The sequence below is a fragment of the Niallia sp. NCCP-28 genome (assembly GCF_023168165.1).
GTDB lineage: Bacteria > Bacillota > Bacilli > Bacillales > Cytobacillaceae > Niallia.
Window position 1 is genome coordinate 427,157 of the sequence record NZ_BQYJ01000003.1, and the last position, 24,873, is coordinate 452,029.

Consider the following 24,873-nt stretch of genomic DNA (forward strand, 5'->3'; position numbering starts at 1 on the left):
AAGTTGAGGTTATCGATTTTTGTCGACAAATAGCTATTTTAAAAAAAACGCAGCAAGATATTGGAAAACTGCCGCAAAAATAACAAAACTGCACCAACAGGATAACTTTTCCTTTTTTTCTTAACTAGAATAAGCTAGATTGCTGGTTTTTAGGCTGGTTAATCAATAAAACAGGCCTTCCGATAGAATAGTATTCAATGGAGTCGCAAGATTTAAGCCTTTTTTCATCAAAACAGTTTCGTCCATCAAAAACGATGGGAGATCTGGTGGTTTTTAATAGAGTGCCAATATCCATATTTTTAATCTCATTCCACTCCGTTACAATAAAAATAGCATCTGCTTGCAAGACTGCATCATCGATAGAATCTGTGTATTGTATAGTGCTTCCCAGTATTTTTTTTGCATTGTGGATAGCTTTTGGATCATAGGCGATAACGTTTGCGCCCAATTCGGCCAGCTGTTTTGCCATTGGAATAGAAGGTGCTTCTCGCATATCATCTGTTTCTGGCTTAAAGGAAAGTCCTAATAAAGCAAATCTTTTTCCTTTAAGAGTTTGAAACCGCTGTAAAGCTTTATTGATAAGAATGGTTTGCTGGTGTTCATTTATTGCTGCAGCTTCTTGCAAAAGACCTGAATTTACGCCGTTTTCCTCCGAAATAGCTAATAATGCCTTTACATCTTTTGGGAAGCAAGAACCGCCATAGCCAATGCCAGCTTGCAGAAAAGCAGGACTGATTCTTTTGTCTGTTCCCATTCCTTTTGCGACAGCTTCTACATCTGCACCAACTTGTTCGCATAAATTGGAAATATAATTGATATAGCTGATTTTAGTTGCTAAAAAAGCATTAGAAGCATACTTGATCATTTCTGCACTGCGAATGCTTGTGGTAAGAATGGGGGCGTTTAGAGGAAGATACATTGCGGCAATTTTTTCAGACGCATCTTTACTTTCAGAACCAATCACAATTCTATCTGGATGCAGTGTATCAAAAATAGCGGATCCCTGCCGCAGAAATTCAGGATTAGAAACAATTTGCAGCTTCTTTTGAAAGCGAGATTCAATCAGCTTTTGAATGGTTTCGTTTGTGCCGATCGGAACGGTGCTTTTTATGACAATAATGGAGTTTTTTTCTAAAAAAGGGGCAATATTGATTGCAGCTTCTTCTAAAAATGCGAGGTTGCAAGATCCATCTTCTTTTTGGGGAGTGCCAACAGCAATGATGGCAATATCTGCTCCTGCTACACCATCTCTGTGGGAAGATGAAAAAAATAGTCTTTTTTCAGTTAAATTATGAATAATCATTTCTTCCATTCCAGGCTCATAAAATGGGGGAATGCCTTTTTGCAAATGCTGGATTTTTTTTTGATCAATATCAATGCATGTTACAGTATGGCCGATTTCAGCTAGACAAACACCTGTAGATAATCCAACATACCCAGTGCCGATTACAGAAATTTTCATTATAAACTCCTCTTCCTTTTAGTTGAATTTCTTGATTATTATAAAGAAATCATTTTCTTTTTTTTAGCCGTTTTAATATAGCGGCATTTTATAAAAACTGGCATGAAGAAAAGAAAATTCTCCTCCGAGTGTTTTTTGTTTTCATCATGATTTCAATTTTTTTTCCCAGAAAGCGAGAATTTCTTTTTTCATATCTTCTCTTAACAAAGCAAAATCAATGGTTGCTTTAATAAAGCCAAGTTTATCTCCAATATCATAACGAGTTCCTTCAAAATCCAGCGCCAATACAGGGGTTTGCTTATTCAGCTGTGCAATCGCATCTGTCAGCTGCAATTCTTTTCCGCTTTCTGGTTTGAAATTTTCTAGTATAGTGAAAATAGTGGAAGGCAAAATATATCTGCCCATTACGGCATAACGAGAGGGGGCACGATTTAGAGGAGGTTTTTCGACGATGTCTTCCATTTTATAGATTTTTTCCTTTATTGGCGGCAAAAAGGGTTGGATAATGCCATATTTGTCTACATCACATTCATTAACTTCTGAAATGGCTAAAACAGGTGCATGATAGTTAGTTGTAACATTTATAAGCTGCTGCAATAACGGTGTTTTGGAAAGAACAACATCATCACCAAGCAAAACAGCAAAAGGTTCATCACCAATAAAGCTTTTTCCGCACAAAACAGCGTCTCCTAAACCAAGAGGATCTTTTTGGCGAACATAGCAAATGGAGGCCATACTAGAAATCTGCTTTATTTCTAGCAACTGCTCAAAATGATTTCGTTTGGATAAAGTATCTTCCAATTCATAGGATTTATCAAAATGGTCTTCAATTACAGTTTTGCCTCTTCCTGTGACAATTAATATTTCTTCAATTCCAGAGGCGACTGCTTCTTCAACAATATATTGAATAGTCGGTTTATCGATAATTGGCAGCATCTCTTTCGGCAAAGCTTTTGTGGCAGGCAAAAAACGTGTGCCAAGCCCCGCTGCTGGTATAATTGCTTTTCTAATTTTCATAAAAAATTATCCACCTTTCCATCCTCTTATTAATCTTTATATGTTAAAAGGCCCTGCTTGGACACTATAGAAGCCTAGATGTTGTAATTATTTAACAGAAACTATAAAAGATAGCAGGAGAATAATAAAAGGAATAAGATTTTTTGGAACAACTATGTTTTTTGTTTATATAATAAAAGAAAGGGAATTTTACAAAAATGCAGACTCTTTTTATTACATCTGCCAATTTTTATTGTATAATGGGAAAAATAGTTTTTCATAGGATCGAGATAGGTAAGTCATTTTCTAAAAATGAATGGTTGTCATTAATAACACCTTTATTTAGGGTGTTTTTTTATAAATATATAAGGAGTGGTTGGGAGATGAGAGATGTTAAATTAACGGATATTTTTAACCATCATATTGCTCAAAAGTATATTACCCGTTCAGGACTAGCCCATGCTCTGGCTGTCAGTTACCACGCATTTGAAATGGCGAAAGAGCAGAAACTTGATGTGGATGTGGCCGCAAAAGCCGGTTTTCTCCATGATATGGGGCACTATACTTGGTATAAAGATGGAAAATGGGATTATAAATTGTATAAGCAAAATGATATTCACCCAATTAAAGGAGCAGAGAGAGCTCATAAACTATTAATCCGTTTAGGGGAAAATCCTATTAAAGCAAAAGAAATTGCTTTGGCAGTGCTTTTTCATACAGATAGTTTTATCCCGGGAGGAAGCGTTGCTTTAACTCCTCTGCAAAAAATTGTGAAATTAGCCGATGAAAAGGATGAAGAACCAGGCGGCCACCATCATTACCGCACCATCACAAAAGCAAGAGCCTTAAAAAGTCTCGAGCGTTTAGACGAAAAAATCGATGCATATGTGCTTAATCAGCAAAAAGCAAATTAAGAAAAGGGATTGTCTAGTTGAATTATAGACAATCCCTTTTTATCTAGGCTGTTTATGTAAACTTTGTTGCTTTTAAAGGAGTGGGCTAATTTCCGTTCTATAATGATCGCTTTCCATGGGGCGGACGGTGAGACTCTTCGGGGCGTCTCGCCTGTCCTGCTAATCTTCCAGGAATTCGCCACCTTTTACTCCAATCAGTCTGTGTTAGCAATGGATTTATTCATTGAAATTATCCGACAAACAACACTCTTTTAGAAATCCCTTTTTATCTATAAGACCTGAAATCAAAAAAATGCTATAATAAAAAAATGTTTCAAAAAGATAATCCAAACAGCAGAAGGTTAAAGAAATGATAAAATCTAGCACGTATATAAAAGAATGGCAGCAAGCGCTGCAAGAAGAAATCACTCATTTAAAACGCTATTCCAACACAAAAATAGCTTTATATAATGGCAAAATGCTTTATACGGAAGAAAACTATACGTATTATTTTGAAACAAGCAGCTTTACAAAGATTCCAATTGGGTCCAATGTTGTCATTGAGTGGGGAAGCGCCAAAATCGACGGTAGAATTCTTTCCTCAGATGGCAAAAGTTTGCTTGTTGTATTGGAAAAAACAATAGGAGAAACTGTGAGCGGCGCCTATTTGTTTTATGATCCGTGGGAACTTCTAGAACAGTTGATGGCAAGATTTGATGGCATAAAGGAAAGCAAGCGAAAACGAACAAGAATTCAGCAATTAATAAATCCAGAAACAGAGCCGCGTCATCCTGTTGAAAACATAAAAAATCATGTTCATGAACTAGCGCTTCGGTGCAAATACAATCCTGTCACATACGTGTGGGGTCCCCCAGGAACAGGAAAAACGTATACATTAGCCAGAGTTGCTTTACAGCGGTACTGGAAGGGGAAACGTGTCTTAATCCTCTCTCAAAGCAATCAAGCGGTGGATGTGCTCCTAAAAGAAATTACTGAAACGGCGACCAAAAAAGGCCGCTTTAAAATGGGTGATATTTTACGATATGGATCCAACACAACGGACGGGATTTTCGCAGATGATAAAATCACCACAACAAGTCTGCTGGTAGAAAAAGACCAAAATTTAGCGCGGCAAAAAAGTGAGCTGACAGAAGAAAAGCGCCTTTTAAAACAAGATTTAGCGAAATCGTTTAGCATGCGTGATTCTTCCGAGCTATTAAAACTAGAAGAAAAATTGGCGCAAGTATTGGAAAAAATCCGCAAGAGGGAAATACAATTTGTCAAAAAAGCGATGATTATTGGCACAACATTAGCGAAAGCGGCAACAGATGCGACGATTTATGAAGATAATTTCGATCTTGTAATTGTGGATGAAGCAAGCATGTGCTATGTTCCTCAAGCAGCATTTGCCGCAAGTCTTGCTAAACGGACAATTATTTGCGGAGATTTTAAACAGCTTCCCCCCATTGCTGCTGGACGAACAGATCTTATTAATAAATGGCTAAAGGATGATATTTTTTCTGCTTCTCGTGTTGCAGAAAAAGTAACAGAGGGCAAACTTCACCCACATTTGCTCCTTTTGAATGAACAGAGACGAATGCATCCAAGCATATCCTCTTTTACCAATCAATATATTTACCATTCATTGGTCGGCGACCACCCATCTGTTGCAAAAAAAAGACAAAAAATTGCTGGCAAAGCTCCTTTTGTAGATGAGGCCAATATTTTGCTTGATACAAGCGGATTTGGAGACTATACGACCTATGAAAAAGGCAGCAAATCAAAAATTAATGTGATGCAGCTATTGTTGTCCTTTCAGCTTATGTACGAAGGAATCAAAAATGGCATGACAAGCATTGGCTATGTTACTCCTTACCGAGCTCAAGCGGAATTAATGAGCACATTTGCCGAAGAATTAGTGCCAGAACAAGCTGCAAAAGGTGTCCTCGCCATTGCAACCGTACATCGTTTTCAAGGAAGTGAAAAAGATATGGTTATATTTGACAATGTCGAGGGATTCCCGATAGAAAGGCCTGGCATGCTTTTAGTCGGAAAAGAAAGCGAGCGGTTAATCAATGTTGCCATCACAAGAACGAAAGGGAAATTTATCCATGTAGCGAATCGAGATTATGCAAAAAAAAATATCAGCAGGCAAAAAACGATCCGCAAACTAATAGACCATCAAGAAGAAGGCCATACGGTTATTTTGCCAAAACAAATTGGTGAATGGATTAAACATCCTTTTGTCTACTTGCACTGGTCCCATGGCAAAAAATTAGATGCCATTCAAGCAGATATCAAAAGAGCAAAAAGTTCGATTGTGTTTGTTCTGACAAAAGGAACTCAGCTTTCTGCCGAATGGATTAATATGCTTAATGAACGAAAAAAACAAGTCCATGTAACGGTTTATGGAGAAACGTCTTCATCAAAAGACTATCGATTTATAAACATAGAGGACCCCACCTATCCAATGATTATTATTGATGAAAAAATCGTTTGGTTGGGACATCCATTAGAAGGTGTCAAAAGAAACAAGCCGCCATCTATTGCTGCCAGAGTAAAGTCTATTTCTTTGGCTGAGTATTTGCTGAAACAATTGCCGGAGAAATAATAAGGAACTTCTCACTAAAACACGAGATGATTTTTTGCTAGAAGCTAAAAAATTTCCGCAAATTTTCAGAAAATCATGCTATTATAGTGGAGAGTAACGTTTAGGAGGAAACAGCATGACACTAAAAGATGTATTAACAGAAGTATTGCAATCAGAGACAGAAGTTCAAGAGCAGCTCGAAAAGCACAAACAAGAAGGATTTATCACAACCACTTCAGAAGCAACTCAACAAGCATTGCTGGAAAAACTAGAAGAAAATGATTTTTACGTATATGATACACAGTTTATCGATAGCGTGCACCGTTTGTATATAGAGCTATAAGAATGATAAAAAAGAAAGCAGAAATGCTTTTTTTTTGTTTTATAAAAGGAGCCATTTCATCTCTCGAGGGTTTTCGCATCTAAAATGGGTTGCTAGGCGAATTAAAGACTGGCAATAGGATCAATCGGGGGAAATAAGCGGATAAGAAAATCATTGTTATTTCCTGAGAAATCGCACAATGTGACAAAATATGAAATATTATCTCTTTTGACAGCGAAAAACAAGTTATCTTGAAGAAAATTGGCGAAAAAGAGAGCGGAGAATGAAATAGCATGTATATATTGCTGCTAGATAGAAAGGAATATATTCTTTTTTCCACTTGCTTCACATGCATGATACAGATTAATAAAAGGCGTTTTTGTACAAAGAAGGAGAAGGGTTTCTATTTGTAGAATTAACTATTAATCAGATAGGAATGCCAGGTGATCGGCGGCTGATATTTGATCTTTTTTGTTCTGATTTTAGATAAATGCTTCAAAACAATAAAATATAAAAAGGAGAGCATTTTATGAAAATTGGTATAATTGGAACAGGAGGATTTGCGAAAATGCATGCTCGTATTTTGGCAGATTTAGAAGGAATAGAAGTGACAGCGTTTTGTGGGACGAGCATAGAAAAAGCGGAAAAGGAAGCAAAAAATTGGTCTAATGCTATTGGATATACAAAGGTAGAGGAAATGTTGGATAAACAGCGATTAGATGCTGTATATATTTGTGTTCCGCCAATGGCCCATGGAGATATCGAATATGCATTAATCGAAAGAAGCATTCCTTTTTTTGTGGAAAAACCACTCGGCATACAAAAAGAACCCTTTGAAATGGCAAGGAAAGTAGGAGAGAAGGGGTTAATCACTTCTGTTGGCTATCACTGGCGCTATAAAGATATAACCGCAAAAGCAGCATCTTTGCTTCGTGAACATAAAGTGGGAATGGCACTCGGTTATTGGATGGGAGATATGCCAATGGTGCCGTGGTGGAGAGATGTCCATCAATCAGGAGGGCAATTTCTCGAACAAACCACTCATATTGTTGACCTTCTCCGTTTTTTATGTGGCGATGTACAAGAAGTATATGCGGCATACAGCAGCCAAATCATGCAAAACAAAGTAGAAGGAACATCCGTTTCTGATGTAGGAAGCGTGACTATGAAACTGAAATCAGGCGCAATCGCCACCATCTCCAATACATGCATTCTTCCAGCATCCAATAAAGCTGGTCTTGAACTATATACAGATCAAGGAATAATTGAACTCCATAATGACAGAATACGGGAAATAAAAGCAAATCAAACAAGAGAATACAAAGAACAGCTTAATCCATACATAACAGAAAATAGTATATTCCTGCACGCAGTCAAAACAGGAGACTCATCGAACATACTCTCAAGCTATCAAGACGCCGCTCAAACCCACCAAGTTACATTTGCTGCAAATCAATCAGCGGCAAGTGGGAAGCCCGTATTTATTGCAAACTGAGAGGTTTAATAAAAATAACATTGGTCTTATCAAAAAAAATTTAAAACCAGCAATTAATGTGTTTATCCAGCTGTAAAACAGGCTATAACTAAAATGTATTCCCCTTTGCCGCCTTTGCCTTTTTATTTGGCAGAGGCGCTTTTTTGAAACGCTAAAATAGTGCGAAAAGGGAAAAAATGCAAAATATTTCCCTATTCAAGAATTAGATGGCGAATTTGGAATTTTTGTTTAAGAATAAGAGGAAAGAGATAGATGCTGCTTAGAGATTTTGAGGTGTATCTAAGTGATGAGTAAGGTGAGGGAATTTTCATATCTAGCAGGAAAAAAGGAGAAAAAGTTTTGCAACCCGGCGGCCATAGCAAATGCGTTAGGCCCGTGGCTTTGCGTCCTTTATTTTCATAAAGTTTGCCAATAAAAAACTATAAATTAATAGTGTAATGGAATTTTGAGCTTTTAAATTGCTGATACTGAAAAATAAAATAATCCAGTTGTTGACTGATTTGAAGAGTGGTTGAGTTATTAAAGCCTTTTTCCATACCAACATGAATCAATTCTTTGCGCAACCGTTGAATCTGATTTTCTAGCTGATTTAGAGAATAGTCTTTTTCTTTATAGGTCTCAAGCATTTCAACACTCCTATCTTTTGGAAAAAATATAAGTAAAAGTAATTATACCAAATAATCTTAAAAAATCCTTAAATTTTATAAGGATTTTTTTTATTTTACTAAAAAAAGAAGCAAAAAGCAGGCATCTCATGCAAGTGGCCCATTAGAAATACATAAAATAAATTGAAAAGTTTATGTCACAGTTTAGAAAAGGAATACTAGAGGGCGTAGCTAATATACACAGAAATGGATAGATAAAAAAGACTGCTCATATTTAAGCAGTCCCATAAAAGAAGTGATTAATTTTTACTGATTTTTTCTTGGTAATTGCTCCATGCAGACATGGCAAAAGCAGCAATTATGTCCCCAGCAAATCTTAATAAACCAACAACTAACTCCATAAAAATCAGCTCCTTTAATCTGATTTTACAGATAATGGATATGTTTGTAAACGATTTTTAAATGAATTGCTAAAGAAGTGCAGGAAAAAGTAAAGAATATTGATTTAATCATTTTGATCAGCTGAAAAGGTCTATTCTCCAACTGGAATTCAAAAACACTGATAGCAAAAGGTACTGATCTTATTAAAAAACAGCTCCAAAATCGTTAAAGTGGGAACAAATATTCTTTTCGGGGAGGAGAGTGTAAAATGCAGCTTTATTTTTGTAATGAACTATTCAAAATACAATCAAAAATTACCAATTAACAGTAGAACAACTTCGCTATACTGGAGAGCCGATAGACTGTATAAAACTAGCAAAAGAAGATTTAGACCGTTATTCCATTTTAGCAATGAAAAATGATAAACTTGTAACTTTTTTTGTTTTACATAAAAATGAAGGGGTAAAACCATATTCAAAAACAATCATTCGATTTTATTAAGAGTATTTTCCAAATATTTCTGTTATCAAGGCGAGGGATATGGGAAAAAATTATTAGTGCAATTGCCTGCTTTTATAAAAGAAAATTTTAGTAAAATCAATAAAATTGTATTAGCACGTAACCTTAAAAAGGAAGCAGCACAAAGATTATATACAAAGTGTGGATTTATAGATGAAGATGTACGAAGAATAGGCAAAAAAGGTGAGCTTATTATTAGGAGCTATTATCTATAGTTGCAGGAATCCCTTTTGATAAATAGCTGAAAAGGCAAATGTAAGCGGTTTATGGATATATATTATATGAATGATGATGTTGTACAGTAATATGTAAATAATAAATAGATGTTAGTATTATCTAAAGAGAGCTGGTACAAATGAATACAGGATTTAAAGAAGCGAAAAATTATGCGCTTTGATTCAAATCAACATTTACACATAGGCTATTATGAAAATGGATATGATTTAGAAGCGGTCGCATATAAGGTTCTTGATGAAGATAAGTGGATAGTATTTTGGCCAAAGGATCAAAAATATGAGTTTAATAGAAAAATATTATCTTCCTGCAAATTCCATCCATACCATGAATATGAAATTTTCGCTATACAACAAGAAGATTTATCTTATAAAACGGGTTGCAATCAATTTGCAGATTGGCTGAAAGCGGCTGGAATCATTGAATAAGTCAACATTAATATGGTGATGATGCAATGGGAGTATAGTTGTTGAGCAGTGACTATCTTTATAAAGAATTAATTAATATAGCTAGGAATTTAAAAGTAACTCCCGTTTTATACGGTAATAATAGGCATAGATTTTTTTCCTCAGGATATAGATATTCTTGTTCCGCTAATGTTTATAGTCAATGATTGGGAGATGCTAAAAGCAACAATGAAGAAATTAGAGCATTTATTGATAAATTTAGGGAGCATAAGTTTGCAATTGGTTTTTCATTTGGAGAAGATTTATTGCCGTTTGCGGGCGTAGATTATAAAAATTTAAAAGCTGTGAAAGATGATGGTTCTGCCTATCGATTGTTGACAGCAGAAGATTACTTGTATGTATATAAAAAATCATTAAAAGATAGTTATTGAAGAACCAAAAATAATAATAAGGATAGAAGGAAAATGGGAATTTCAGAAGGCTTGCAGTGATGATGCAAAATAATGTGGCTAAAGAAATACTAACAGCGAGATGCACTAAATTCATTAGCAGGGCAGCTGCTGTTTTTTATTATATTTTGCAGAAGCGGGGAAAAGGCATATTTATATTTATACGGGTGAAAAGTTCAGTTTTTGTGAAGAAGCATATGAAATAGCTGTTCAATTGGCAGTCCTAATCACATTATAATCTGCATATTGATGCTAACTCTTGTAGATGTGAGAACTTGTATGTGAAAGGGATTGTTAATTCAAATTGTAATTTTATGTTAAAATAAATCTAGAGGTTGTGATAAAATGTTCTTTAATGAAGTTGGATAGAAGGGGAAGTTTGGTGAATTAGTATAAATATTTATTAAGCAAAGAAGGTGTAAACATTGGAAGGAATGGAAATTTACTTTTTTATAAGACTAATCTTATTTATATTTATTTTGAGTTTGCTAGTTATTTTAATGTTAATGATAAGTCCATTAAAACATAAAAAACTTTTTAATGGCATAATGGTTGGGATGTTTTCTGCTCTAGCAGTTGTAGTATCAGGAATAAATGTAATAATTACGGGATACTTAGGCGATGGCATATATCCAGGTGGGGATGCTTTAATCTCCTATTTGTTTTTAATTACTTTGCTATTGTCTGTTCTTAATCTTATTATCTATGCAAAAATTACAAAATAACAGGATTCTAAAGTTACGCAGTATTAAGTTCCTTTAGATGGGATGAAAACGATTCCTTGACAAAAAAGAACAGATGATTTAAACTTGAACTATACATATTCCGACTTGTTAGCTCAGTGGGAGAGCACTTCCTTGACAGGGAAGGGGTCGTGGGTTCAAGTCCCTCACAGGTCATTACCGCAAAACGTTGATATAAAAGGGTTTCTCGATATTCGAGGAACCCTTTTATTTTGAAAAATATTTGGCAACTGACCAAATGACTGACCATTTTAATTGTAGTTTTGGAATAAAGTTTGATTTATTTCAATTAGTCTTATTTTATCAAGCATTATCAACCAGAAAAAACTAATAAACTTTTACAGGGACAAGTACTATATAACGATCAAGGAGATATATATGAGAAAATTGTTCAAAGAATATCATCCTGAATTATTAAATGAATATGATTACAATAAAAATGAAAAAAATTTACTTGAAACTCTTACGGTGGGTTCTCGTAAGAAAGTTTGGTGGATTTGTAAAGAAGGTCATCCATCATATGAATCTACATGCCCTAATCGAATTAACAATAATAGTGGTTGTCCATATTGTTCTAATTTGAAAGTATACGAAGGAAATTCCTTAGCTACTCTTTCACCACATATTGCAGCTGAGTGGAATTATGAAAAAAATGGAGATTTGACACCTAATAATGTTGCTAATGGTTCTAGTAAGAAGGTTTGGTGGCTATGTAAGTATGGACATGAATGGGAAGCTATTATAAACCCTCGTACTAAACGTGGCGTTGGATGTCCTGACTGTTTTAAGAGAACGAATACTTCTTTTTCTGAGCAATGCATCTTTTATTATCTTCAAAAAGTATATCCTGATGTCAAAAACCGAAAAAAATTACAAATCAATGGAGAATTATTTGAGGCAGATATTTATATAGAAGATTCAAATATTGCTATAGAATACGATGGTTCGAGAACTCATAAGGATAAATTTGATAAAGATTTAAAAAAACGAATGTCTTTTCAAAGTGCAGGAATTAGAATTATTAACGTACGTGAAGGAGAATTGCCTTCTTTAACTGAAAATTATAAGGACGAACTGATCATTGAAGAAGGTAGAAGAATAAATGATCAAAATAGAACTGAAATGATAAAAAAATTGATGACTCTTTTAAATATAAATTATTCATTTGAAATCGATGTAACTAAAGATCGAGTTCAGATTTTAGAGATGTACCACCGAGTTAGAGCAAAAAATAACGTATTACAAAAAGCACCAGAAATTGCAGCACAATGGCATCCTATAAAAAATGGAAATTTAAAGCCCGAATACTTTCCTTTTGGATCAAAAGAAAAAGTTTGGTGGTTGGGTAAATGCAAGCATGAATGGGAGTCTAGTATATATACTCGAACAAAAATGGGTTATGGATGTCCTTATTGCCGAAATCTCTATGTAAATGAAACGAATTCGTTAGAAAGTTTAAATCCAGAAATGCTTGCATTTTGGGATTTTAATAAAAACGATGATGATAAAATATATCCTTCTCAAGTTGTTCCTAGTTCTCCTAAAGAAGCCTGGTGGAAATGTTCTAAGGGACATTCTTTTAAAAGCGGAATAAGGGTAAGGTTAGCAAGTAAACATGAAGGATGTCCTTACTGTATCGGTCGAAAAGTTAGTATAGAAAATTCATTAGGCACTAAACGCCCCTGGATATTTCAATATTGGGACTTTAAAAAAAATAAAAAGACTCCCTATGAATTCACTGCAAAATCTGAATCGAATGTATGTTGGAGATGTAAAAAATGTAATCATATATGGCAAGAACGAATCGATTATATTGAAAGAAGAAAATCTTATAAATGTCCTAATTGCGAAATTAAAAATATTAGGCCTACAATCCCCTGTGATGGAAATCCAGATAAGTTATTAACAGATTATCCAATATTTTTTAATGAGTGGCATGCGGGAAAAAATGGTAATCTTGATGTTGGTGCGTTATTATGCGGAAGTAAAGAAAGTGCCTGGTGGAAATGTAAAGAAGGGCATGAATGGTATAAACAAATTAATCGGAGAACGAAAAGATTTAAAGATTGCCCAAGATGTTATTCAAACACCACTATAAAAAATCCAATTTCTAAGAATCAAAAGTTAATGCAATATTGGGATTTTGAGGAAAATGTTTATGAGCCTAGTGATATAGGAAGCTATTCTTCCCTTAAATTACATTGGAAATGTGAAAAAAATCATCGTTGGATACAGTCTCTTGAAACTATAGTTACATGTCTAGAGTGTAGCAAAATTAATTTAGGGCTTAAAAACAAAAAATTATTACGTCAGCACGCGGATGTGTTTCAAGAATGGGACTTTGTGAAAAATAAAAATATAGATTTAGAGCTTTTAAAAATGGGAAGCCATAAAAAATATTTTTGGAAGTGTAAAAAAAATCCTGAACATATATGGGAAAGTACTATTCTCAATCGAATTGGTCCAAATAAAAATGGTTGTCCCTATTGTTCTGGCAAAAAACAAGGCTCTGAAAAGCTACTTCAAAATGCAAGACCTGACGTTTCAAAGTATTGGGATTTTAAAAAAAATAAAGATACGCCATTAGATGCTCTTGTTGGTTCTGGAAAAAGAAGATTTTGGAGATGTTCTGATTGTCAACATGCCTGGGAAAATCGAATTGATAGTGTTACAAAAAGAAAATATATTTGTCCATCTTGTAAAAATAAATAAGGTAAAGTCCATTCTATAAAATAAAACAAAGCCCTTGATTTTGGAGGGGCTTATAATTTACCAATGATTTTCATAAATTCAACATTTTTGATGGGGATTATGTAGTCGAACCCTTGTGTATCTTTTATAGCGAACATTGATAGCTCAGGGAAATAACCGTTGATACAACCTTCTATTTTTTCGAGGACAGCTCCAACCTTGTAAGTTACTTCAAGTTCTAGATCATTTTGTTCACAAAAATCAAAAAAACTGTATTCGTTATTTGTTTTAACAAGTATTGAATCATCTTTTTTTGCTTAAATGCCATATAAATCATCTCTACTCATTTATCTATAAAAAGTATGAGGACGATGAATTATTTATGATAAATATTTTTTATAAGAAGATTTTTATCAAAATATTACTTTGGGGGTTTAAAACTTTTTCCTTAGTTATTGGCGTTTTACCAAGATCATCAACTTTGACCAGATATGTTTGGATATTATCTTTATCTAAATTAGCGTCAGGAACTTTACAGCAAATACAAGTAGTTTCGTTCATCATACCATAAATATAAAGATAGTCATTTTCATTAGGCAATTGAAATTTATATTTTATATGGTATTTGCGGAAGTTAAATATTATTTTGGCAATTTTTCCTGAAGAAATTAAAGAAAAAATAAATACAGTACAACCTGCACTTACGGAGAAACCGAGCAGTTCACTATCAATTTTATGTCTTAATATAAAATGATTAAAGGCTAACCAAAAAAATCCAAATATAATTCCAATTAACAAGGAAAACATGAATACGCTGTAAATATTACTTTTTCGTTTTTGTTCGTCTGTTAGAAATTGATAAGCCACGTTTGATTTTGACATATAAGTATCATAAGTGACTAAAGATCCAAAAAAGATTGAAAGGATAGAAATAATGCTAAGAAGAGTAGAGATATTTTTCATTTATTAACCTCACTTTTAGTTATTTTTATACATTAAGTACGAAGTAATAGGTTAAAAGTTTCATTGTTGGAGAAATAAATAAGATTTTATCTATCAACTAGAAATTAAAAAAGAATTATTATATTAAATTAGGAGGAATCCTAAATGCGTTTGAAAGATTTAACAATTAATCCTAGTACAATGCGACTAGAAATTGATATAATGGAATAAAAAGGAACCTTTGCCATTGTGGTTTGTAATGGAAAGGCGAAGTTAACTCAGTTACCGGAACATGGAGAGACAAAGATTATCACTCATCAAGGGAAGGTGAAACGGGTTAAGTTTGATGAGGGGGAAGATTTTTGAAGTCTGTATTTCGAGAGTTTTTTAATAATGAAAAAGTAGATTTTAATAATTTAGATGATTCGGTATTAATTGTATTTGACACTAATATTATGTTAAATATTTATAGATTCTCTGAATCTACACGAAATACATTTTTAAGTGCGTTGGAAAAAGTAAAAAATAATATATGGATTCCATATCAAGTTGGCTTAGAATTTCATTTGCACAGACGTGAGATAATGGTGGAAATGGAGACAAAAAAAGATACCATAGTTAATAATATTAATAATGAAACTGAAAAATATCTAAAAGCAATAAAAACATTATTGGACACGTATCCAATTAAAAGTATAGATGGAACAGAGGTAAGGAAAAAAATATTAAACCAGTTTAATGAAGAAATTAATAAAGTAAAAAATAGCTTTAATCAAGAACAAGTAGTTGAGCTGGATAATTTAATTAATAAAAATGATGATAAGATATCAGTATTAGCGGAATTATTTGAGGGGAAGGTAGGAGGTCCTTTTTCACAAACTGAGATTGATTCTATTTGTAAAGAAGGTGAACTTAGGTATGAAGAGGAAATTCCGCCAGGATATAAAGATCGAACCAAAAAAGACATAACGAAATTCAATAATTTAAAATTTGAAAATAAATATGGTGATTTGATTGCGTGGAAACAAATAATAAACAAGGCGAAAGATGCTAATAAAAAAACAGTGGTTTTTATAACAGGAGATGTAAAACCAGATTGGTGGTATGAAATTAAAGGAAAGAAAATTGGAGCTCGAGCAGAATTAAAAAAGGAAATGTTAAGAGAAGCGGATGCAGATTTAATGTTAATGGACATCAATACTTTCCTTAAAGAAACAAGTACAGAAATCAAATTAGATTTGGTTGAAACTAAAAACCCCGAAGAGAATAAAAGGAAGTTTATGGTATTGAATCATAGTAAAACTGCTCCAAATGATGAGGATTATAAAAAGATTATTCAACGTCATAGACGAGTTCGTAGAATTGATTCGGAGAGTGGAGGAACTTATTTAAAAATAGAAATAGGTGAATTATATAATAAAGTAAAAGAGCAACTTGATAAAATAAGTAGTCAAATGCTTATGGTTGAAAGTGATGAGAATCTATCTAAAGAAATGCAAAGTATAGAATGGGAATTAAATCAATTACAATTTAAATTATTAGATCTTCTTAATTATTTGGATAAGAATCAATTTGATACTCTTGTTATTGATCAAGTCAGATTTAGATTAGGTAGTTATTCTGAACGATTTAACTACTTACTACAACGAATCAAAAATGTAATAATTTAAAAATAATTAATGTTGCAAGTTCTACCAGCCATCTGGAGGACACTGAACAAGCGGTTGATACCGTTTAGTTTGGTGTCCTCTTTTTATTTATCCAAAAGAGGTGATGTTAATGAATCCAGTATTTAAAGATCAACTAAAACAATGGAAAAAGCAGCATGAGATTAATTCACCTGAGACAAAAAAACAGAAGAAGAAAGAAACCTTTTCTACAAGAGATTTAGAGTATTTGATGGGAACAAGAAAACCTAGATATCAAAGACATAATGGGGCAATTAGACAAAGGGGGTAACTCCATATGGAAATAAATGTAACAGAATTAATTAGAGATTATCGTATGATGAAAAGGGAAGTAGAACGCCTACAAAGGATTATTTATGGACAACCAATGCCTATGAGATCATGGGGAGTTGCTCAATATGGTATAGAAGCTACATTACCTCATGGGAGTTCTGGGAAAAGCCAAGCTGAATTAAGGGATATGGATATTAGAGAGCAAAAGCAAATTGCAAGATTAGAAGAATATCAGCGGAAGGTGTATGCGATTGAAAGTGCTGGAGATTTTCTGGATAGGGAAATATTAAGAATTGTATATGATTGCATGTTAAGTGGAATGACAAGACAACAGATAGCAGTTCATTGAGACATCTCAAGAGATTCAGTGGACAAGCTTCGTTCCGACATAAAGGCGCAAATCGGCACAAATACGACTTTTTCCAAACTTTTGCACGGAGAAAAAATGGCAGTGTAAAATAGTAAGACAGGGGAGGCAATTAACAAGTTGCTTCCTTCTATTTTGGTTAGAGAAATTCACCTTTTGTTGTCTTTTTATGATATATTACTAGAAAAATATAAAATAATAGGTGATTTAATATGGATAATTGGAATATTCATTTTCATCAGCCTAAAAAGGCTGATGAATTAATTAACAAAGCGGTAGTGGTTGTAGATGCTAATTTTCTTTTATCTGCATACCAATGGAGAAATGTGACTGTTGATGAGGTATTGAAAGTATTAAATAAATTAAGTGATGAAAACCGCTTGAAAATACCTTATCAGGTGATTAAGGAATTCTCAAACAATCGACCGGGTATCTTAAAAGAAAGGATTAATGATTTAGAGACTACTATTAGCGGATTAAAAAATGACAAAAAATCATTGAACGAAAGAGTTCCTATGCTTGAAAATCATCCGTTATTTATTAAAGCTGAAGAATTACAAGTTCAATATAATGAGGCATATAAAGTATATAAGGATAGTTTAGTGAGATTAAGAGATGAAATAAAAAATCTTTTTGTTTATGATAAGTATTTGACTGAATTACAAAAGATTATAAAAAAATCTATATTCCAACCAGAAGATATAGAAACTGAAGATACTTTAATAAGAGATGCCCAAAAACGTTTTGAGAGAAAAACACCTCCAGGTTATAAAGATGGTAAAAAAGAAGAAAATAATGCCGGTGACTATATAATTTGGGCTCATATATTAAAAATAAAAGATGATGTAATTTTTATAAGTAACGATAAAAAACCTGACTGGGTTTATCAAGATAATAAAGAAAATTCAATTTCGGCTAGAAGGGAATTAATCGAAGAGTTTTATCAAGAATCAGGAGGTAAAGATTTTGTTCGTGTATCTCCGAAAGAATTTATTTCTCTATCTAATCCTAAATTAAGTGAATTTGTTAAACAAGATTTATCAACTAGTTATAAGTATCTAAATCAACGAAAGAAAAAACTCTCTAAGCATGAGCTTTTGATTAGTGAAACACTCGTGAGATATGATCCAATGTGTCTAATTATAAATTTGGAAGAACAACTTGATGAATATAATCCAGAAGCAAGAATGATATATGAGACACTATCTAACACACAAGGTTTACAAGGCGTTAAAGAATTGGTAATACAAGTTTTTTCTAAAATGTTCGAAGGAATACAATTATGTATTAGTGATGATAAATTTGAAGACTTGTGTAATGAACTATTGATAATAAAAGGAATGATTATTTCTAATAGGTTGGGTATAAATTAATTCTGCATTTTCTTTGCACTTTCAACCTCATTTTTCATATTATTATGCTAGTATCAAATTGGTTGTAAAAAAGATATCACTTAATTTTGGTGCTTTTTTAAATATAATTTATTTCTTTAGTTTGCGGTGGCGGAATAATGTAGACGCTAGCTAGTTATGCCAGGGACCTTTTAAGCCTGCACGACACGGTAAACGAGATATGAGGGAGCATAAACGTAGTCGGCCCTGATATCATGTAAGGTGCAAATCCTTCCCCGCATAAACATCATGCTAAGCCATAATGGGGAAGTATATGATAAAAAGGGTTCAAGGTTATCTTGAACAAAGTAAAAGAGGCACCTTCCTATTTAGAGAGGTGCCTTTTTGTTAAAAAATGCAAATCCTTCTATGTTTATTTAATTTAATTTCTTAATTGACCGAAAGAATGGATAAAACGCACCCATTCTTCCGGATTACTCTTTCTATCGTGTCTGCTGCGACAAGTGGGACACATTAAATATTAATTTTTGTTTTTTCTTAGGTAGTCTAACACGATAATAACTATAAGAAGTTCAAATATAGCTACGCTCATGCTATCACCTTCTTTCGATGTATTAGACCGAAAGAAATTTCATCAGGTACTTTTGTTACAATCCTAATTGTATAACAATAAAATATTCTTTTCAAGAGGCGGGAAATATAATAATATCAAGGGTTTAGAGCAATTTTAATTTAATTCTTTAGTTTTGCAAAGTTGCAGGAAAATGCCTCCTTTTATCGAAATGTTGAAGTAAAGGAGTTGGTTAAAGTGAAGAGAGATATGGAATTAGTTAGAGATTTGTTATTTTTAATAGAATCTCAAGATAGTGATCATAACGAATTAAAAATTCCGTCTGAAATAGATAGGGAAGTTGCTGTATATCATTTGAATATTATGGAACAAGCTGGTTTTACTGATAATACTATACAATATGCCGATAATAAGCCCATGTGGATTTATAGTTCGTTAACTTGGGATGGGCATGATTTTTTAGATTCTATTAAAAATGATACGGTATGGAATAAGATTAAAAGTGGTGTGAAGAGTAAAGGGTTAGAATTAGGCCAATTATCTTTTAGTGTTTTAAAAGAATATGCCAAGCTGGAATTAAAGAAAAAATTAGGAATGGAATAAAAAATAAGCGTCCTTCGGAATGTTTTTAATTGTCTGTCAATAGATAGAAAATTTAAAGTTAGGCCTTTGTGCATCTCATTGGTAAAATTTATTAATTTACCCCTTTTAATATGGGAATATTAATCTATAATATTGTGATGGAAGGAGGAGTTGAGATGGGAAAAAAGGTAGTTTGTATGCTTCTTTTAGCTATTGTCTATTTTAATGTACATATTACAGCTAATGCAGCTCAAACACAGACAAATAATGTTGAAAATGAAATATTAACAAAAGAAATTATTCAACTTCAGAAGGAGATTAAAGATTTAAAAAAAGATTCAGATCAATTTTTAACTGGTACTGATTGGGTGGCAATTGGCGCGGCTTTAGTAGCGCTATTGGGTTCTGGATTGACTTTTTTTGGTACAAAAAAATCTATCAAGGCAGCTAAAGAAAGTTCTGATGCATCAAACCAGACAAGCGAAAGACTTGCAATACTTGAAGCTGAAACACAAAGCAAACAGAGGTTAATTGAAGTTGTTAGTACTCAAAGGGTACAGTGGATTAACAGCCTTAGAGAAAACTTTAGTCAGCTAGCAAGAGTTACATATCAAATGACTAATTTAAGAGAACGTAATGAAGATGTACCAAATGAATTGGATATTGAACTAAACTATTATGTTAATCATATTGAATTATTTTTAAATCCGACAGAGGAATTGACCAAAACTTTTATAGTAATAAAAGATACTGTGGGTAATTACCTAATGTCACATGCTCCTTTCGATATAAGAAGATATGGAGCGATGATGCAGGATTTACACTATTTACAACAGGTAATCTTAAAATCAGAATGGAGAAGACTAAAATTAGAGTCAACTACTGGGACAGAAGTTGATGATATGGAAGAAATACATAAAATGATAGCGAAGAAAATCAATGAAAACAACTACAATCGATTATTAAGAAATGCATACGAAGGAAATAATTAAAACACCTATTAAGGTGTTTTTTTCAGGCTGTTGAGAAAGTCTTTTCTCCACAGCCTTTTTTGAGTTTAATGAAGTCCTTACCTGTCAAAACTGCTAAAAAGGAAAAAGAAGGAGCGATGCAGAATGATGGGAGCCTTACCAAATCATCGAGACCAAGAAGTAACAGTATCTGTTGAATCATTAGTACCAGTCGATCATTTTTTACGTGCTGTAGAAACAACCATTGATTTTTCATTTATTGAAACCAAGTTACAACCTTATTATTGTGAGGATAATGGGAGACCTTCTATTCACCCCATTACGCTTTTCAAAATGATGTTTATTGGCTATTTTTATGGCATTCGTTCGGATTGTATGTCTGCCAAGCAAACACAGCGAACCATTACCCGTCATCTTTGGAAAGAATATAAAGAAATTACCCGACAATATAAGCGAACAAAAGAAGGGAAACAATTATATAGACTTCGCTGTTCCAGTATTGAACGGAGTTTCGCCGATGCAAAAGAGCTTCATGGCTATCGGTATGCCCGTTTTCGTGGAGTAAGGTCTGTCCAAGAACAGGCTTTTCTAACAGCCACTTGCCAAAATATAAAGAAAATAGCCCTCCATCTCATCAAAAAGATGGGATGGAAGGCCATTTTAAAGATGTCTTCTTCTTTCCATTGTTTTTTATCCTTATCTATCAAAAAAAATTCGTATCCTTTAAAAATCTAAAGGGGTTTCTCGACACTCTGATTAAAACACCTATTAAGGTGTTTTTTTGTTATCTGTAAACTGGATATTGCACCAAAAGTAAATATCATCCATGCAGCGCCTATACGAATGAAAAGGTTACAATCTTTCTGGGATGTGCAGTGTTTAGTTTAGAAATAACGAAACAACGAGGTGTTCATAAGTTATTAGGTCGCTTTTTGCCTTATCCGTTTTTAATTTATTTTTACTAAAATCTAAGAAGGTGATGATTGTGAAAGTTAGAGATTATCGGAAACCAGAACAGTCTAAGAAGCTAGAATAAGATGGGAAAAAAGAACAAGCCAGGTAAGCGTGATATAGAGGAATCAATGGGGAATAAACAGCAGATTTTGAAGCTTGATCAGAACTATAAAGTGAAAAATAAAATAAATAAATTATAATTTGTATAATTTATTTTTATTAAATCATAATATGTAATGTAGAAATTACAGCTTGTATTACCAGTACAAGCTGTAATAGATTTTTTACAAATGTAGCAAATAATTATATATGAGTCCTGCTAACAACCAATGTGTTAAGTTAGGACTCAGTTCTATACGGATTAAATCTAATAGTTGTATCTTTATCATTAACCTCCTTTCTATATGAATGAGGTTATTATTTGATTATTTTTATATAGTTATTCAAGATGTCGTTATTTGACGAACGATAGTATTTGTCTACCTAGTTTCTTTTACTCATAATTAGGAATGGGAGGTGGACTACTTGATTCAAACAAGAATTATTACGGAATATTATAAAGATTTACAAAAAAGTCTTAATCAAGAATTAAAAGAATTAAGAGAACGTGAAATTGTAGATATAAAATTTGTGGTTAACAATGAACCGATCACTGAAAAAGAATATTATACTGCAATGATTATGTATAAGGCTTAGAGCATCCCGTGGGGTGCTTTTTCTTTTGTCCAAAACAAACACAAATAATGGAGGTGGAAGGTGATGTAGCATGGCTGAAAAGTATGTACAAGCTGAAAAAGATTATATCAAAGGCGTGAAATATAAAGATATTGCAGAGAAATATGGTGTCTCAATTAACACCGTTAAGTCATGGAAAAAACGATATGGTTGGAACCGGGATAGGGGTGCACCCAAAGAAAAAAGTGTGCACACAAAAAAGTGAGGTGCACCAAAAGGGAATATCAACGCAAAAGGCAATATTGGCGGGGCTGCTCCTAAAGGTAATTCCAATGCTGTTACTCATGGCCTCTTTGCTAAGTTCCTTCCAGATGAAACATTAGAAATAATGGAGCATATGAATGAGCGTTCTCCAGCAGATTTAATCTGGGACCAAATACAAATACAGTATGCTGCCATTATTCGAGCGCAAAAGATTATGTTGGTGCAAGATAAACATGAAATGATCAAAGAGTTGAAAAAGGCAAAATATGAATACTATCCACGTCCTGAAGAGGAAGGCGGCGGTGTTGAACAGGCAGTTACAGAAGAAGAATTTGAGTTTCAGTTTGCGTGGGATCGCCATGCTACTTTCATGAATGCACAATCTAGGGCTATGGGAGAGTTAAGATCCTTAATAAAACAGTTTGATGAAATGGCTCATAAAGATGATGAGAGAAGATTGAAACTGGAAGGCATGCAGCTGGGAATCGAGAAGACAAAAGCTGATATCGCAAAAGTAAAAGCCGATACCAAAACAGAAGGTGATACCACATCGCAAACGGTCATCATCACTGGTGAGGATGAAATGCGGAGAGTTTTAGCAGCTAAGAAGGTGAGTGAACAAAATGGAGATGGCTGAACCATATAATGTCGTCAATGTTCTCGATATGATTAATGAGAACTTTTATGATTTGTGGCTTGCTGAACAATCGCATGTAATTGCTAAAGGCGGCCGCTCCTCGATGAAATCTTCTGTTATCAGTCTTAATCTTGTGAAATTAAAGATGCAGGAACCAATGTCCAATGTGATCTGTTTGCGGAAGGTTGCTAATACTCTTTTTAAATCTGTTTATAGCCAAATCAAATGGGTCCTCTATATGCTCGGTGTTGCTGATCAATTTAATTTCGGTAAAAGTCCTATGGAGATTATCCATAAGAAATGGGGAACAGGATTTTATTTTAGTGGCTGTGATGATCCTCAGAAGCTAAAGTCTATGAAAATACCTGTTGGCTATACGCGAGCTCTTTGGTATGAGGAATTAGCCGAATTTGACGGTGTAGAAGATATTGACGTGGTAGAAGATACATTTATCCGTCAGGACCTTCCAGATGGCAAAGAGGTTAAAGTTTACTTTTCTTATAATCCTCCTAGAAATCCATATGCATGGGTAAATGAATGGGTGGATACAAAGCTAGGTGATGATGATTATTTTATCCACCATAGCACTTATTTAGATGATAAGAAGGGCTTTTTATCTAAGCAGCTGTTGCGGAAAATTGAGAAGTATAAAGAAAACGACCTGGATTACTGGCGCTGGATGTATAATGGCGAGGTTATCGGCCTTGGAAATATGGTCTACAATATAAACCATTTGCAGAAGTTGGTATCTTTACCCACTAATGATGATATCTTAATGATTGATACAGCATCCGATACAGGGCACCAGGTTTCCGCTACTACTCATTTGGCATTAGCCTTCACAAAAAGGAGAAATGTTATTTTACTAGATACCTGGTATTATTCTCCTGAAAATAAGGTGGCTAAAAAGGCTCCTAGCGAACTATCGAAAGACTTTAAGCAATGGATGGATAGTGTTAGAAAGCAGTATATCTGGCCATTCGATAAAATGACGATTGATAGTGCTGAGGGAGCGCTAAGAAACCAAATATATAAGGATTATTCTATGAGGCTGCATCCAATTGCTAAAAAGAAAAATATTGATATGATCGATAACGTACAAAACTTACTTGCTCAGGGTAGGTTTTTTTATTTGGACACACCGAATAATAAGATTTTCTTTGAAGAGCACAAGAAATATCAGTGGGATAAAGACACCTTACTAACGGATGACCCGAAAGTTATCAAAATAGATGATCATACATGCGATGCATTTAAATATTATGTTAATGACAATCTAAGGAAGCTTGGATTTAAATTTTAGAGAAGAATTAGGCGGTGGTTTTATGTTCCGCAAGATCGCTGGGTTCATAAGGCAGGTGATGGTAAAAGTGGGATTAGTGAAAAATATAAAGTCGTTATCGGATGTGAAAAGCATTCCTATAAATGACGAGTATTATAAACATATTGATATGTGGAAGGCTCTCTATCAGGGCTATTTTAGCGAATGGCATGATGTTAAATACATGACAATCAATGGGCAGAAAAAGCGTAGAATGGCTACACTGAACATGCCTAAAGTGATATCGCAAGGAAACAATAGTGTCAGGCACCATAAATGAACAATTGTCTTTTTATGGTGCCTTAACTTCTGGGTCAGACCCCTATATTCAGATTAGTTATAGAGGATAGTGGTTTTTGATGGCAAGAGGAATATTAGTATTCAACTATTGTGAGCAAGAGTGGCGAGTATGGATCGGCAACAGTCATACTGGATAGATCAAGGCTATACATTTGAGTTACGAATCCAAAACAGGTATTTCTTGCGTAT

At 33.8% G+C, this 24,873-nt stretch carries 22 protein-coding genes, 1 tRNA gene, 3 pseudogenes and 1 riboswitch; of the genes and pseudogenes, 22 read left to right on the plus strand and 4 right to left on the minus strand.

Translation table 11 applies throughout. The features are described from left to right. Window positions 1–124: 124 nt before the first annotated feature. Window positions 125–1,462 carry a UDP-glucose dehydrogenase family protein gene (locus NCCP28_RS11380; RefSeq protein WP_248561524.1) on the minus strand — a complete coding sequence of 446 codons (1,338 nt, stop codon included), beginning with the start codon at window positions 1,460–1,462 and terminating at the stop codon, window positions 125–127. A 144-nt stretch (window positions 1,463–1,606) separates the two neighbouring features. After that, a complete protein-coding gene (galU, locus tag NCCP28_RS11385) occupies window positions 1,607–2,479 on the minus strand; it encodes a UTP--glucose-1-phosphate uridylyltransferase GalU (protein WP_248561525.1) in 873 nt (290 codons plus the stop codon). Window positions 2,480–2,841: 362 nt separating this feature from the next. On the opposite strand from galU, the gene NCCP28_RS11390 reads away from it, so the two are divergent. The 4 genes from NCCP28_RS11390 to NCCP28_RS11405 all read left to right on the plus strand — a co-directional run bounded on the left by NCCP28_RS11390 (window position 2,842) and on the right by NCCP28_RS11405 (window position 7,758). After that, entirely contained in the window at window positions 2,842–3,372 is a 531-nt protein-coding gene (locus NCCP28_RS11390) for an HD domain-containing protein (RefSeq protein WP_248561526.1), read from the plus strand. A 349-nt stretch (window positions 3,373–3,721) separates the two neighbouring features. Beyond that, window positions 3,722–5,962 carry an AAA domain-containing protein gene (locus NCCP28_RS11395; RefSeq protein ID WP_248561527.1) on the plus strand — a complete coding sequence of 747 codons (2,241 nt, stop codon included), beginning with the start codon at window positions 3,722–3,724 and terminating at the stop codon, window positions 5,960–5,962. Between the two features lie 115 nt (window positions 5,963–6,077). Next, a complete protein-coding gene (locus NCCP28_RS11400; protein ID WP_248561528.1) occupies window positions 6,078–6,284 on the plus strand; it encodes a hypothetical protein in 207 nt (68 codons plus the stop codon). A 508-nt stretch (window positions 6,285–6,792) separates the two neighbouring features. Then, window positions 6,793–7,758: a Gfo/Idh/MocA family protein gene (locus tag NCCP28_RS11405; protein ID WP_248561529.1), complete on the plus strand. Its 966-nt coding sequence runs from the start codon at window positions 6,793–6,795 to the stop codon at window positions 7,756–7,758. Window positions 7,759–8,095: 337 nt separating this feature from the next. After that, window positions 8,096–8,178: riboswitch (cyclic di-GMP riboswitch) on the minus strand. Here NCCP28_RS11405 and NCCP28_RS11410 read toward each other — a convergent pair. Beyond that, on the minus strand, window positions 8,178–8,384 hold the full coding sequence (locus NCCP28_RS11410) for an aspartyl-phosphate phosphatase Spo0E family protein (protein WP_248561530.1): 207 nt from the start codon (window positions 8,382–8,384) through the stop codon (window positions 8,178–8,180). Its footprint overlaps the riboswitch before it by 1 nt. 917 nt (window positions 8,385–9,301) lie before the next feature. Between NCCP28_RS11410 and NCCP28_RS11415 the strand changes: the two genes are divergently transcribed. The 6 genes from NCCP28_RS11415 (at window position 9,302) to NCCP28_RS11440 (ending at window position 13,808) form a co-directional block, all read left to right on the plus strand. Beyond that, the gene (locus tag NCCP28_RS11415; protein ID WP_248561531.1) at window positions 9,302–9,478 is read left to right on the plus strand and encodes a hypothetical protein; all 177 of its coding nucleotides are present in this window, start codon (window positions 9,302–9,304) and stop codon (window positions 9,476–9,478) included. A gap of 171 nt (window positions 9,479–9,649) precedes the next feature. Further along, window positions 9,650–9,925 (plus strand): DUF3986 family protein, encoded by a 276-nt coding sequence (locus NCCP28_RS11420; RefSeq protein ID WP_248561532.1) that lies wholly within the window; start codon window positions 9,650–9,652, stop codon window positions 9,923–9,925. 185 nt (window positions 9,926–10,110) lie between these two features. After that, window positions 10,111–10,335, plus strand: coding sequence for a hypothetical protein (locus NCCP28_RS11425; RefSeq protein WP_248561533.1), 225 nt, complete (start codon window positions 10,111–10,113; stop codon window positions 10,333–10,335). Between the two features lie 443 nt (window positions 10,336–10,778). Further along, window positions 10,779–11,078, plus strand: a complete 300-nt coding sequence (locus NCCP28_RS11430; protein WP_248561534.1) for a hypothetical protein — start codon at window positions 10,779–10,781, stop codon at window positions 11,076–11,078. Between the two features lie 102 nt (window positions 11,079–11,180). Continuing rightward, window positions 11,181–11,252 (plus strand) — tRNA-Val (locus tag NCCP28_RS11435). A 222-nt stretch (window positions 11,253–11,474) separates the two neighbouring features. Further along, window positions 11,475–13,808, plus strand: coding sequence for a zinc-ribbon domain-containing protein (locus NCCP28_RS11440; protein WP_248561535.1), 2,334 nt, complete (start codon window positions 11,475–11,477; stop codon window positions 13,806–13,808). A 375-nt stretch (window positions 13,809–14,183) separates the two neighbouring features. On the opposite strand, the gene NCCP28_RS11445 is transcribed toward NCCP28_RS11440, so the two are convergent. Beyond that, complete coding sequence (locus NCCP28_RS11445; protein WP_248561536.1) at window positions 14,184–14,750, minus strand: hypothetical protein; 567 nt, start codon at window positions 14,748–14,750, stop codon at window positions 14,184–14,186. 144 nt (window positions 14,751–14,894) lie between these two features. On the opposite strand from NCCP28_RS11445, the pseudogene NCCP28_RS11450 reads away from it, so the two are divergent. The 12 genes and pseudogenes from NCCP28_RS11450 to NCCP28_RS11505 all read left to right on the plus strand — a co-directional run bounded on the left by NCCP28_RS11450 (window position 14,895) and on the right by NCCP28_RS11505 (window position 24,664). Next, a pseudogene (locus tag NCCP28_RS11450) lies at window positions 14,895–15,095 on the plus strand (XtrA/YqaO family protein). Next, window positions 15,092–16,399, plus strand: coding sequence for a PIN-like domain-containing protein (locus NCCP28_RS11455; RefSeq protein WP_248561537.1), 1,308 nt, complete (start codon window positions 15,092–15,094; stop codon window positions 16,397–16,399). Before NCCP28_RS11450 ends, NCCP28_RS11455 begins: the two are co-directional and overlap by 4 nt. Window positions 16,400–16,508: 109 nt before the next feature. Beyond that, window positions 16,509–16,688 carry a hypothetical protein gene (locus NCCP28_RS11460; RefSeq protein ID WP_248561538.1) on the plus strand — a complete coding sequence of 60 codons (180 nt, stop codon included), beginning with the start codon at window positions 16,509–16,511 and terminating at the stop codon, window positions 16,686–16,688. A gap of 6 nt (window positions 16,689–16,694) precedes the next feature. After that, on the plus strand, window positions 16,695–17,039 hold the full coding sequence (locus tag NCCP28_RS11465; RefSeq protein WP_248561539.1) for a sigma-70 family RNA polymerase sigma factor: 345 nt from the start codon (window positions 16,695–16,697) through the stop codon (window positions 17,037–17,039). Between the two features lie 230 nt (window positions 17,040–17,269). Next, window positions 17,270–18,430, plus strand: a complete 1,161-nt coding sequence (locus NCCP28_RS11470; protein WP_248561540.1) for a PIN-like domain-containing protein — start codon at window positions 17,270–17,272, stop codon at window positions 18,428–18,430. A gap of 787 nt (window positions 18,431–19,217) precedes the next feature. Next, window positions 19,218–19,583, plus strand: a complete 366-nt coding sequence (locus NCCP28_RS11475) for a DUF2513 domain-containing protein (protein WP_248561541.1) — start codon at window positions 19,218–19,220, stop codon at window positions 19,581–19,583. A gap of 155 nt (window positions 19,584–19,738) precedes the next feature. Beyond that, on the plus strand, window positions 19,739–20,554 hold the full coding sequence (locus NCCP28_RS11480) for a hypothetical protein (protein WP_248561542.1): 816 nt from the start codon (window positions 19,739–19,741) through the stop codon (window positions 20,552–20,554). A 123-nt stretch (window positions 20,555–20,677) separates the two neighbouring features. Further along, window positions 20,678–21,175 (plus strand): annotated as a pseudogene (locus NCCP28_RS11485) (transposase); the annotation flags it as partial. Between the two features lie 837 nt (window positions 21,176–22,012). Next, a complete protein-coding gene (locus NCCP28_RS11490; protein ID WP_248561543.1) occupies window positions 22,013–22,183 on the plus strand; it encodes a sporulation protein Cse60 in 171 nt (56 codons plus the stop codon). Window positions 22,184–22,253: 70 nt separating this feature from the next. Further along, window positions 22,254–23,063: pseudogene (gene terS / locus NCCP28_RS11495) on the plus strand (phage terminase small subunit). Continuing rightward, entirely contained in the window at window positions 23,050–24,366 is a 1,317-nt protein-coding gene (locus NCCP28_RS11500) for a PBSX family phage terminase large subunit (protein ID WP_375709392.1), read from the plus strand. Before terS ends, NCCP28_RS11500 begins: the two are co-directional and overlap by 14 nt. 22 nt (window positions 24,367–24,388) lie before the next feature. Continuing rightward, complete coding sequence (locus NCCP28_RS11505) at window positions 24,389–24,664, plus strand: hypothetical protein (RefSeq protein ID WP_282579559.1); 276 nt, start codon at window positions 24,389–24,391, stop codon at window positions 24,662–24,664. Window positions 24,665–24,873 lie beyond the last annotated feature (209 nt).